The 12,051-nt window shown below is 39.4% G+C and carries 10 protein-coding genes; 6 read left to right on the top strand and 4 right to left on the bottom strand.

Features of this window, described 5'->3' with window-relative positions:
• Positions 1-199: 199 nt before the first annotated feature.
• Positions 200-2,257 (top strand): methionine--tRNA ligase, encoded by a 2,058-nt coding sequence (gene metG / locus FPL17_RS10350; protein WP_159884921.1) that lies wholly within the window; start codon positions 200-202, stop codon positions 2,255-2,257.
• 61 nt (positions 2,258-2,318) lie between these two features.
• On the opposite strand, the gene FPL17_RS10355 is transcribed toward metG, so the two are convergent.
• The gene (locus FPL17_RS10355; protein ID WP_159884923.1) at positions 2,319-3,908 is read right to left on the bottom strand and encodes a DUF6119 family protein; all 1,590 of its coding nucleotides are present in this window, start codon (positions 3,906-3,908) and stop codon (positions 2,319-2,321) included.
• Between the two features lie 250 nt (positions 3,909-4,158).
• On the opposite strand from FPL17_RS10355, the gene FPL17_RS10360 reads away from it, so the two are divergent.
• Positions 4,159-5,136, top strand: coding sequence for an MBL fold metallo-hydrolase (locus tag FPL17_RS10360; RefSeq protein WP_159884925.1), 978 nt, complete (start codon positions 4,159-4,161; stop codon positions 5,134-5,136).
• A 61-nt stretch (positions 5,137-5,197) separates the two neighbouring features.
• Here FPL17_RS10360 and FPL17_RS10365 read toward each other — a convergent pair whose 3' ends face one another.
• The 3 genes from FPL17_RS10365 to FPL17_RS10375 all read right to left on the bottom strand — a co-directional run bounded on the left by FPL17_RS10365 (position 5,198) and on the right by FPL17_RS10375 (position 7,505).
• A complete protein-coding gene (locus tag FPL17_RS10365) occupies positions 5,198-5,821 on the bottom strand; it encodes a LysE family translocator (RefSeq protein WP_005191224.1) in 624 nt (207 codons plus the stop codon).
• Positions 5,822-5,966: 145 nt separating this feature from the next.
• Positions 5,967-6,728, bottom strand: coding sequence for a class I SAM-dependent methyltransferase (locus FPL17_RS10370; RefSeq protein WP_159884927.1), 762 nt, complete (start codon positions 6,726-6,728; stop codon positions 5,967-5,969).
• Positions 6,729-6,824: 96 nt separating this feature from the next.
• Positions 6,825-7,505 carry a DUF1345 domain-containing protein gene (locus FPL17_RS10375; RefSeq protein ID WP_151716032.1) on the bottom strand — a complete coding sequence of 227 codons (681 nt, stop codon included), beginning with the start codon at positions 7,503-7,505 and terminating at the stop codon, positions 6,825-6,827.
• Between the two features lie 184 nt (positions 7,506-7,689).
• Here FPL17_RS10375 and FPL17_RS10380 point away from each other — a divergent pair, with 184 nt between their 5' ends.
• From FPL17_RS10380 to FPL17_RS10395, 4 genes are all read left to right on the top strand, one after another.
• Positions 7,690-8,238 (top strand): TetR/AcrR family transcriptional regulator, encoded by a 549-nt coding sequence (locus tag FPL17_RS10380; protein WP_005191229.1) that lies wholly within the window; start codon positions 7,690-7,692, stop codon positions 8,236-8,238.
• 13 nt (positions 8,239-8,251) lie between these two features.
• Positions 8,252-9,898, top strand: coding sequence for an MFS transporter (locus tag FPL17_RS10385; protein ID WP_151716034.1), 1,647 nt, complete (start codon positions 8,252-8,254; stop codon positions 9,896-9,898).
• A 125-nt stretch (positions 9,899-10,023) separates the two neighbouring features.
• A complete protein-coding gene (locus FPL17_RS10390) occupies positions 10,024-11,091 on the top strand; it encodes an HlyD family secretion protein (protein WP_228129595.1) in 1,068 nt (355 codons plus the stop codon).
• Between the two features lie 66 nt (positions 11,092-11,157).
• Entirely contained in the window at positions 11,158-12,030 is an 873-nt protein-coding gene (locus FPL17_RS10395) for a 1-aminocyclopropane-1-carboxylate deaminase/D-cysteine desulfhydrase (RefSeq protein ID WP_159884931.1), read from the top strand.
• Positions 12,031-12,051 lie beyond the last annotated feature (21 nt).

A 12,051-nucleotide genomic window follows, 5' to 3' on the forward strand; every position in this document is an offset into this window, starting at 1 on the left:
TATTTCCTTTCTTTATTGACCATGTAGCCATTATCGATAAAGGAAATGTGTTTTGATTGAAGTACAAGTGAAGCTTTAATGAAGTGCAAGAAGAACTAAAAACGAGGCTTGAAAAGATTTCACCGAATCCCTTGTGCAAGTCGAGGCCAAGTCATGTAAAATCATCTGCCTTGCAAATACGAATGAGAGAACAATATCCGTGCGTAAAATTTTAGTCACCAATGCCCTACCTTATGCCAATGGTCCTATCCATATGGGTCACTTACTCGGTTATATCCAAGCAGATATTTGGGTTCGTGCGATGCGTGCAATGGGCCATGATGTGACTTATGTATGTGCGGATGATGCTCACGGTACAGCAATCATGTTGCGTGCTGAGGCTAATGGGATTAGTCCAGAACAACAAATTGCCAATGTTCAGAAAGAACATATCCGTGACTTTGATGGTTTTGGCGTACATTTCGATCACTATGATTCAACCAATAGTGACGAGAACAAAGCACGTTCTGAAGAAATCTATATTAAAAACCGTGAAGCAGGCAATATTGCAATTCGTCCTGTTACCCAGTTGTTCGACCCTGAAAAAGGCATGTTCCTGTCTGACCGTTTCATTAAAGGTACATGCCCAAAATGTAAGTCGGAAGATCAATACGGTGACGCTTGTGAAGTGTGCGGTACAACCTACAACGCCACCGAATTAGAAAATCCACGCTCAACTTTAAGTGGTGCGACCCCTGTTGAGAAATCATCGGATCACTACTTCTTTAAATTGCCGAATTTCTCAGAATACTTACAGAAGTGGACGCGTGACCAAGGTCGTCTACCTGTTTCGATCGCTAACAAGCTAGATGAATGGTTTGAAGCAGGTTTATCAGATTGGGATATTTCACGTGATGCGCCTTATTTCGGTTTTGAAATTCCAGATGCACCAAACAAATATTTCTATGTTTGGGTCGATGCACCAATTGGTTATATGTCGAGTTTTGAAAACTACATCAAAACCAAACGTCCAGATCTAAGCTTTGATGATTTTTGGAAAAAAGACAGCGATAAAGAAGTTTATCACTTCATCGGTAAAGACATTGTTTACTTCCATGCGCTGTTCTGGCCTGCAATGCTTGAAGGTGCCAACTACCGTACCCCTTCAGGTTTATTCGTGAATGGTTTCTTAACGGTGAATGGTCAGAAGATGTCAAAATCTCGTGGGACCTTCATTAAAGCTGAAACCTATTTAGAGCATTTGAATCCTGAATATCTACGTTATTACTTTGCGTCTAAGCTGTCTGACAAAGTTGAAGATTCAGATTTGAACCTAGATGACTTCGTTCAGAAAGTGAATTCTGACCTTGTGGGTAAAGTGGTGAATATTGCCAGCCGTTGTGCAAAATTTATTAACACCAACTTCAACAATACTTTGTCAGATACATGTGCAGAGTTGGAACTGGTTCAAAGCTTTATTGATGCAGGTGATTCAATCGCACAAGCTTACGAAGCACGTGAATTCTCAGCTGCAATCCGTGAAATCATGGCGTTGGCTGACCGTGCCAATCAGTATATCGATGAGAAAAAACCGTGGGCACTTGCGAAGCAAGAAGGTCAAGAGCAACAAGTTCATGATGTTTGCTCAGTTGGTATTAACCTATTCCGTCAACTTGCGATTTACTTGGCGCCAGTCTTACCAACGCTTGCTGCACAGGTTCAAGCTTTCTTACAACTTGAAAGCTTCGACTTTGCATCACGTCAGCACATCTTGGTTGGTCATGAAATTGCGCAATTCCAACCATTGATGCAACGTGTTGATGCCAAAGCGGTTGCTGCAATGGTGGATGCTTCTAAAGATTCTTTAGCTGCTGCGGCAGAAGCGCCAAAAGTAGAGAAGAAAAAAGAAAAGAAAGCCGAGAAAAAGCCTGAACCAAAAGTAGGTGAAGCTGAAATCATTGGTATTGAAGATTTCATGAAAATTGATCTTCGTGTAGCAAATGTATTGGAAGCTGCGACGGTTGAAGGTTCTGATAAATTGCTGCAATTAACTTTAGATGTCGGTGAAGCTGAACCGCGTAATGTGTTTAGTGGTATTCGTGAGTTTTATCAGCCAGAAGACTTAAAAGGCAAGTTGGTGGTGATGGTTGCGAATCTTGCGCCACGTAAAATGCGTTTTGGTATTTCTAACGGTATGGTACTTGCAGCGGGTAATGGTGAAGGTGTTTGGGTAATTTCACCTGAATCGGGCGCAAAACCAGGCGATAAAGTGTCTTAAGGTTTTAAATGTTAGACAAGAAAAGCCTCTACTAATGTAGGGGCTTTTTTAATTAATTCCACTATTTAATATGTCTAGAAATATATATTCTAGGTTTTAAGCCAAAAAACTCTACACGTTTTTTCCATGAATCAAGAGCTAACAAAAATTGAATAGAATTTATTTCAATGATAGATGAAATAGTTTTGTCATAAACAATCCATAATGCCACTGCCTTTAACTCACAATTAAGTGAAATTATATTTTGTTTGATTAACTCGAGTGAACTTTTTGATTGCTCAATATTATAAATTAGATCTTGAGTTGTACTAGGAATTTTCACAGAAATTATTTCATTATCCTTAAGCAAATCAGCTACTTCTATTTTATATTTTTTACCATCCGGATCTAATGATCGTATTATTTCCAATTGACGATCTAACAACTCATATCCATTAACCTCACTCATTTTTTTATTAAAGTAATATTCACGATATTTTAACTTATCAGTGCCAGTATCATTAGCTATTTCTTTTTCTTTTTGTGATTTCCAATCTAAATATTCTTTCTCAATTAGTGCATCACTGGGAACTATTTCAATCCCTACTAATGATTTTTTTAAATAATCCATAAATGTTTGATTAAACTTAAACCATTTTCCATTTTTTAGAAAATAATTATATCCCTCATATTCTGTATAAAAATCTAAAAGTTCTTTTAAGTCTTTAGTTAATCTACTACTTTCTTCACGCTTGAATCTTACTTTTACATCATCAAGATTATTAATTTGATTTTCTTTCAAAAAATTTGAAATTTTTACAATATCTAAGCTATTTCCTATATCAAGCTTTTCAACTTCTTTTCGTCCTTGTTTAAAAACCAATTCATAATTATATTCATTAAATCTAAAAATAATATTGATTCCAGATATACTAATTTCTTCAACACCGACATTAGCCTGATTATTAATTATTTTAGTTAAAATTTCTGAGTTAAGATCATTAATTAATATTTCATCTGATATTAGCTCTAATTTTGGCAATCTAATAATTTCATCGCCACTCATACTATCCGAAATATCATTAAGTATTTTTGATAGCTCGCAAGGTTCTTTACTTATATCCAGCTGAATAGAGTCTGCAAAAACTATATTTTTATCCCCCCATACCTCTGTATTTGAAGCTTTCAATTTTAAATGCTCAACTGATTCTCCAGAATCATAACTATCTTTATTAAAATTTTCATAAGAGGAAACTTCATGACGTTTAGTTCCTGTGAAATATCGGCTTTTCTTTAAAAGAATAGACTGCTCATTAGCCATACGTATAGCTAAGCTAATTCCAAAATCCAATTCAATGAATTTTGACAAATAAAAATGAGATTTACCTAAACTAACAGCATAAATTTCTTTTGGGTTATCTTCATTTTTACAGATTAACAAACCAAAATAGAAAATATTTTTGGGTAGTTCATCTGGCGAATTTAAAAAGTCTTTATAAGTTTCAAACCACCAAACCTCATTTCCTTTAATTTCTTCTGAAAAAAAGAAGGTCATCTCATAATTGTCATAATTTTGAGTTTTTTGCTTAACTAAACCAACAGATTCAATTTTATTTAACAAATCAACATATTTATCATTTTTGATTCTATAAATATTATATGTATTCCCCATACCACCCTCATCAAATAAAATAAGCTTAATGACAAATTAATTTTTATATATCCAATATTATAATAATCAAGATTTAAAGTAATATGCAATAAATATTTTTAAGACAATAAGAACAATAAAATCAAACAGTTACTCACATTCCAATTTGCAAGATAAAACAGCAAATTCAATTTAATATCGTTTTCCTTTTAAAGAATAGATATCCATGCTAAAAAGTAGACAATTCAACTAAACTTGAGAATATCTATAAATGAAAAAAACAGCCCTCCTCCTTTCTATCTCATTCTTGAGCAGCTTCCCTTTACTCACTCACGCAGAAACAAGCAAAACCCTGCCAGTCATTGAACAACAAAAACAGGTTGCGGGCTACTATCAACACCAAGTCGGTGATGTACAAATTACCGCCCTGCTCGATGGCACTAACTTTATGTCACCAAGCTTGTTTAAAGATATTTCTCAGCAACAAGTCCAGCACATCTTAAAGAAATACTATGCCGATCAAGATAAAGGCGTACAGACCTCCATCAATGCTTTCCTCGTCAATACAGGAAAATCACTGGTCCTAGTGGATAGCGGTGCAGCCAGTTGTTTTGGTGCCCATTTAGGCTCGATTCTAAAAAATCTAGAAGCTTCAGGCTATAAACCTGAACAGGTCGATACCATTTTACTCACCCATTTACATCCCGACCATGTTTGCGGTATCAGCAAAGATGGTGTTGCGAACTTTCCCAATGCAACCGTGTACGTTTCAAGTGACGAAGCCAATTATTGGTTAGATCCAAAACAGGCAGCCAAGCTTCCAAAAGACAAACAAGCGGGTTATGAAGGAACAGTGAAGCACATTAAACAGGCCATTGCCCCGTACCAAGCCAAACAACGCTTTAAAACCTATAAACTCGGTGATGAAATTCAGGGCTTTAAAGTCATCAATACGGCGGGACATACGCCTGGGCATTTTAGCTATGAATTAAAAACCAAAGGTGAAAGTGTGGTCTTTATTGGAGATATCGTACATTCACACACCGTGCAATTTGATAAGCCCGAAACTGCGATTGAATACGATATTGACCCGAAAAAAGCCGTAGCTACCCGCTTAAAACAGTTTGCTGATTTCGCCAAGAATGGACAAACCATTGCCGCACCACATTTACCTTTCCCGGGGATTGGACATATTTATTCTGCTGATGGAAAAAGCTATCAATGGATTCCAGTGCATTTTAAGGATTAAGCTGAATAAGTGGATTTTAGGCAATAAAAAAGCGACCTTCGTGGTCGCTTTTTCTGTGACATTATTTCATTCCAAAGATCAACTTTAATCCCAACAGCGTCATCACGCCACCTGCGATACGGTCAAACACTGATTTGGATTTTAGATAAACTTTGCGTGGCCCTTCTGCTGACAATGCCACCGCAACTAGCGAATACCAACCTGCGTCAATAAAGAAGCATAGCATTGGTAACACCACATAGTAATAACTTGGAATGTCTTTCGGTAATAAGGCAGTAAAAATACTGGCAAGAATAATCGCAATCTTCGGGTTACTAAGCTGGGTAATCAGCCCTAAACGAAAGGCTTGTGCATAGCTCATCTGATTCACAGTGCCATTCACCGCTTCCATTGGCTCTTTGGCATGCTTAATAATTTTATACGCCAGCCAAAGTAAGTACAAACCACCAAATATTTTTAGCGCGATATAAGCAGATGGCACCGCCAATAAAATTGCCTGTAAACCCATAACAGCAAGCAAACCAAATAAGGCTGCGCCCGTGCCTGTTCCCAAAGCGGTAAATAAGCCATGTTTACGTGAAATCGCAATTGAGTTTTTAGCAACATAAATAAATGTAGGACCCGGGCTAATTGCACCCAACATTAGTGCTAAAGCAATTGAGCCTAAAATCAATAACGATTCCAAGATAGACCTCTAGATTAGAATAATTTTCAAATATTAATTTTACTTAAAAAAGGGATCAGGGAGATACATAAATTTTGAGTTGCCACAGCATTTTTTGTATCTCTAGTGCATAACATCGTTTTGCAAATTCTCTTCGAACAGGAATTTAGGGTCGAGATAACACCAAATAAACAACTTCACTTCTAAATGAACCATCTGTTTGGATTTGATAATATTGCTGAACTTGATCAGATGCCTTACGCTGTAAATCCCGTATGGTCTGGACTGCATATTCAGGCGTCTGCATCCGCTCCGTCCAACTTTTAAACTCTAAATCCAAGCTCTGCTTTTCGACAATATCGACAGTAAATCCCGCATATTCAGCAAAACGTGTCCATTCTTGTAAACTATAATTACGTACATGACTCGGATCACGAATCGTTTCAATGGTCTGAAAAAATGTATCCATCACAGGATTTGAATTTCCTAAAATATCAATAATAATCACTTTCCCCTGTTGAGACACAATACGATAGATTTCATTCATCGCCTGTGCCACGTTCTGCCAATGATGTGCTGAATAGCGGGTAATTACACAGTCAAAACTTTGATCAGGAAAAGCTAAAGACTCCGCTGCACCTTGCTGGGCAATCACATTGTCCAAACCTTTGTGTTTAGCTTGTTCAGCAACAAGTTCCACCATAGACGGCGTTAAGTCATAGGCTGTTACACGATCTACAAAGGGTGCAACTTGGTAGCTGACATGTCCACCACCGCAGCCTAAGTCTAAAACTGTTTTCAATTGATAGGATTGGATCAATTGCTGCATTTTTCCAAACTCTACCCCCTGAGCATGGACACTGCTATGTAAATAGGCTTGAGATTTATCTTGGTATTGCTGTTGATTAACTTGGTGCTGGGTGGTCATATTCTTATCCTTGCTGTACCTGTCTCTCTTTAAAATAGCCAAGCATAACCAAAAATAAAAATGATCAATTTTAATTAAATTAATAAAAATAAGTTATTAATTCAACCCGATCAGACTGGCAGCAACATTAATTGCAACCGCTAGAATCATGGTATTAAAAATAAACGCCAATACACAATGAAAGATATTCAAATGCCTGAGCGAAGAGCTGGTAATAGATACGTCTGCCGTTTGTGCGGAGGTACCAATGATATAGCTGAAATAAATAAAATCGAGATAGTCAGGCTGATCTGTTTTTGGAAACTCTAAACCTGCTTCTTCGTGTCGACTTTTGGCCAGATAAAAGTCATGCGCATAATGAATGGCAAATAAGGTATGCAATAACAGCCATGTTGAAAAAATCGTACCAATGGTCAGGAGAATGAGCACCGTTTTTAAAATAGGCTGATCTTTAGGAACATGTCCCAATTGCACCACAATGGAGATAAAACAGATCACAATCGCAATCAGCACCACAGTCAGGATCATCCACTTCCCTTCATCCTGTTGTTTGGCACGTTGTAAAATATGGGTTGCATCCAAATGCCACATCATTTTCAAGGTTAGAAATAAATACAGCCAAATGGCAATATTCCAGCCCAGTTGCAAGCAAGTCGCCCATTGCCATTGGGTAAATATATGCAAGATCCCATAAATCACGAGACCTAAGGCAAAAGTTGCAGATAAATATGGACGGTGTCTTATCCCTCTCGCAAAACGCTGTAAAAATCCCTGCATTGTTCACCTATTTATATTTGTATTCATGACTAATTTACGCTTATTTTTAGCATTGTATTGCCTTTGTCATAGCTCTTATTACTGCTATTTTACTTAAATTAAACAAAATAAAGATTCAGAGGATATTTACTTCGGACAAAAATGTCCGTTTAATTCACTTTAGAACTTCTTCGAAATTTTACCCATGATCAAACGCCAACAATTAGCTGCCCATAATCGGGATGAACTTCTCAATGCCGCAGAAGAAATCTTCCGTAAGCAAGGCGTTCATGTCCCTTTGCAAGCGATTATTGATCATGCGGGTGTTGGCCGTGCCACCTTCTATCGTAATTTTGCGGATCGCAAAGCACTGATTGCTGCCCTGTTAGAACGGGCAATTAGCCGTCTGGAACAACGTGCTCTTGCACTGCAAAGCTTCGATGATGGCTTTATTCGTTTGATAGAAGGTCATATTGAGCAACTTCCACATCTAGTTGTACTCATTGATTACTGGCGGATTATTGATCGGCAAGACCCAATCATGCTAAACATTTATGAAAGACGCGATAAAGCATTGCAACCACTAATTGATCAAGCCATACAACACAAATTATGTCGTCCAGATTTAACGCCACAAGATTTCGGCATGATTACCGCGATCTTGGGTTCTTCATTTCAAGGGCATCAGGCTTCAGATCAAGTTCGGTTGGCCCAACGTGCAATAGAATTATTATTAAACGGCATCAAAGTTTAGTTCGAGGAATAACATGGATAAAAGCCCTCGCTATCTTGAGACTCCTCCAGATTGGTCTGCTGATGAGCGCCCAACCCTGCCCGGTTCGCCTGCTGCAATTGCACATGCCAGACCAAAACGCTTTGCCTACTTTTTTATTGGTCTGTTTATTTGTATTGCTGCCAGTTTAAGTAATGGCTTTATCGTTGCCAATTTACCAATTTTCCAAGGTGAATATGGTCTAACCCCATCACAGGCAGCATGGCTCCCTGCAGCTTATGTAATGGCGAATGTCAGCTCAAACCTAATCTTATTCAAAGCACGTCAACAGTATGGTTTACGCCTGTTTTCAGAAATAGGCTTGCTGGTATTTATTGGCGTACTGATCCTGCATATCTTTGTCAAAACCTATGAAATGGCCTTATTCGTACGCTTTATCGCAGGTCTGGCAGCTGCCCCTCTCAGTTCACTGGGAATGTATTACACCATGCAGGCTTTTGGTAAAGCAGACATGGCTAAAGGGATTTATCTGGCTTTCGGATTTCAACAGCTGGGATTGCCTTTGGCATGGATCATTTCGCCTTTTCTGCTCAGCGCAAATCAATGGGATGTGATTTACACCTTCGAATTAGGTCTGGCAATTTGTTGTTTAGCCATGGTGGTGTCATTAAAACTCCCCCGCAGCTTACGTATGGAAGTATTCGAAAAGCAGGACTTTTTTACCTTTGCCTTACTCGCGCCCGGCTTTGCCTGTCTATGTATCGTATTGACGCAAGGGCCAATTCTTTGGTGGTTCAATAGCCCATGGCTGGCCTATACCTTGATTGTTGGCTTTTGTCTGATTGTGTTGGGACTCACCTATGAACACTATCGGAGTAATCCTTTGATTATGACCCGTTGGTTGGCTGCTGGTGATTTACTCAGTTTTGTAGTCAGTGCCTTTGCCTTACGCTTACTGATGTCAGAGCAAAGCTACGCTGCTGTAAATTTTCTTAAAACCATGGGTATGGGACCAGATCAATTTGTGCCGCTGTATGTGGTGATCTTCTGCGGCACCATTGCAGGTTCAGTTTTTAGTGCATTGACCTTCCATCGTGAACGGCTGATTTTAAATTTATTCCTTGCTGAAATCCTGATTTTAATTGCCTGTGCGCTGGATTATCACCTGACCAGTGATGTGCGCCCAGCCAATTTTTATCGCAGTCAATTCTTAGTGAGTTTTGCAGGTGGTGTCTTTATTGGCCCATTGCTACTGATGGGCTTTATGCGAACCTTGCAACGTGGACCTCAATATGTAGTGACCTTTATCGTACTGTTTTCTGCGACTCAGAATTTTGGCGGTCTAGTAGGTTCATCATTTTTTAATACCTACCAACAACGTCATACCTACGACTATAAAGTCGAGATCAACAGCAATCTTGATCCCACCGATCCATTGGTCGCGCAGCGTCTACAAGCTTACCAACATAGTTCCATGATCAGTACCAATGATCCTGTTTTACAAAATAATCAAGCTTTGCAAAACCTGAATAAAGTGGTGACCCGCGAAGCTCAGGTACGTGCCTATAACGATGTCATCGTGTTGAACGGTATTTTTGCTGTGGTGCTCTTAGTTTGGGGATTATTCAAATATGTACGCAACAAGTACAAAACCCGAAGAAGCCTGCAAGCAGCCAGTTAGCCCTTATTGTATTTGATTGAGAAAACATTATGTCTGAACAAGATAAACCCGAACAGAATCCAGCTCCAGATAACGAGCAAAAAGAAACACCCGAAACTGTAAAATCACCTGAGACTGTCGTGCAAATGCCACCACCGCCTCCACCACCGACCAGTAAGTTGATTAAGACCAAAAGCTCAACACTTTGGTGGATGTTATTGGTGCTGTTGGTTGGAATCACCATTATTTTATGGGCATGGCGCATTGGCCCCTTTCATACAGCCGTTGAACAAACGGACAATAGTTATGTAAAAGGTAAAACCACGATTCTGTCATCACAGATCAATGGCTACATCAAAGATGTCTTAGTCAAAGACTTTGATCAGGTCAAGCAAGGTCAGGTATTGATGCATATCGATGCCACCACCTATGATCAAAAAGTGACACAGGCGGTTTCTGGTGTGGAGCAGGCAGAAAATAGTCTTGCCAATCAGACTCAAGCCATCGCACAACGTCAGGCCGATGTCACAGCAGCTCAAGCCAAACTTGATCAGGTCAAGGCACAATACGATTTGTCTGTAGCTCAATTAAAACGCTATCAGCAACTTGGTGATAGTGGTGCGGCTTCAAAATCTGAACAAGATAAAGCAGCAGCCGATGCACAAAACAATCATGCTTTACTGAAACAGGCTGAAGCCAATATTTTAGTCGCGCAAGAGGCTTTGAAAACAGCTCAAGTGGCACAATCGGGTTTAAAAGCGCAAGTAAATAGCGCGCAGGCTCAACTTGATCAGGCCAATACCACCAAGGATTACAGTACCATTGTTGCCCCTTTGGATGGCCAGTTGGGTGAAGTCAATCCACGGGTCGGGCAATACGTTGCGGCAGGAACACAATTGCTTTATCTGATTCCAAACCAAACATGGGTGATTGCCAACTTTAAGGAAACTCAGATTGCCAATATGAAAATTGGACAAAAAGCCTACTTCACGGTTGATGCCATGAATCACCAAAAATTTACGGGTCATGTTGAACAAATTTCCCCAGCAGCAGGTTCTGAATTTAGTGTGCTCAAACCAGATAATGCGACAGGTAACTTCACCAAAGTGGTACAACGTATTTCCGTGCGTATTGCGATAGATCCAAATCAAAAAGGCATCGAAAATTTACGTCCAGGCATGTCGGTAATCACTTCTGTGGATACCGACTCCTAACGCAAGACTGACATTCTCAATCAAATACATTTACAATGTGATCAAATCCATTTCCCTTGTTCGAAAATGTTTGATCACATTGCTTTTCCAACACCCTATCAAACATTACAACTGCCCTATTCGGTTCAAGTAACAGTCAAACGTCTTGATCTGATTCATCCCCATATTTCAGGCAATAAGTTTTTTAAGCTGAAATACAACCTGCTCGCTGCTCAACAACAGGGCTTTTCTCAAGTACTGACTTTTGGTGGTGCTTTCTCCAATCATATCGCCGCAACGGCGTATGCCGCGCAACACTTCGGTTTTCAAAGTATCGGTATGATTCGTGGCGAGGAACTTAGCTCACAGACCTTAAATCCAACCCTTCAAACTGCACACGATTTTGGTATGCAATTGCATTTTGTCAGCCGAGCTGAGTATCGACTGCGTCATGAAGTGGAATATTTACAACAATTACAACAGCGATATCCGCAAGCCTTTATCATTCCAGAAGGCGGCAGCAATGCACTTGCTTTGCAAGGGACTCAGGAAATTTTGAGCGAAAATGATCGGGAAAATTATGATGTGATTTGCTGTGCAGTTGGAACTGGTGGAACCATTGCAGGGCTGATTGAAAGCAGCTCAACACAACAACAGGTTTTAGGCTTTTCTGCATTGAAAGGCGACTTTTTAAAGCAGGATATTCAACAGTGGACCAATAAGCAGAACTGGTCTTTAACCGATGCCTACTGTTGTGGTGGCTACGCTAAAACCAATTCTGAACTGCTGCAATTTATGCAGCAATTTGAACAACGCTACGCAATTCCTTTAGAACAAGTCTATACCGCCAAAATGATGATGGGGCTATTCGATTTAATTCAACAAAATCACTTTCCTGCAAATACACGTATTTTGGTGATTCATACGGGTGGGTTACAAGGAAAGTTGAAAGCATACTAAAAGCCGCGTAAATCTTTTATA

The sequence above is a fragment of the Acinetobacter dispersus genome (assembly GCF_009884975.1).
GTDB classification, from domain to species: Bacteria; Pseudomonadota; Gammaproteobacteria; order Pseudomonadales; family Moraxellaceae; genus Acinetobacter; species Acinetobacter dispersus.

Coding starts and splice junctions, on each gene's coding strand:
- FPL17_RS10355 (WP_159884923.1), bottom strand. CDS start 3,908: ATGGGGAATACATATAATATTTATAGAATCAAAAATGATAAATATGTT.
- FPL17_RS10395 (WP_159884931.1), top strand. CDS start 11,158: ATGTTTGATCACATTGCTTTTCCAACACCCTATCAAACATTACAACTG.
- FPL17_RS10370 (WP_159884927.1), bottom strand. CDS start 6,728: ATGACCACCCAGCACCAAGTTAATCAACAGCAATACCAAGATAAATCT.
- FPL17_RS10360 (WP_159884925.1), top strand. CDS start 4,159: ATGAAAAAAACAGCCCTCCTCCTTTCTATCTCATTCTTGAGCAGCTTC.
- FPL17_RS10385 (WP_151716034.1), top strand. CDS start 8,252: ATGGATAAAAGCCCTCGCTATCTTGAGACTCCTCCAGATTGGTCTGCT.
- FPL17_RS10380 (WP_005191229.1), top strand. CDS start 7,690: ATGATCAAACGCCAACAATTAGCTGCCCATAATCGGGATGAACTTCTC.
- FPL17_RS10390 (WP_228129595.1), top strand. CDS start 10,024: ATGCCACCACCGCCTCCACCACCGACCAGTAAGTTGATTAAGACCAAA.
- FPL17_RS10375 (WP_151716032.1), bottom strand. CDS start 7,505: ATGCAGGGATTTTTACAGCGTTTTGCGAGAGGGATAAGACACCGTCCA.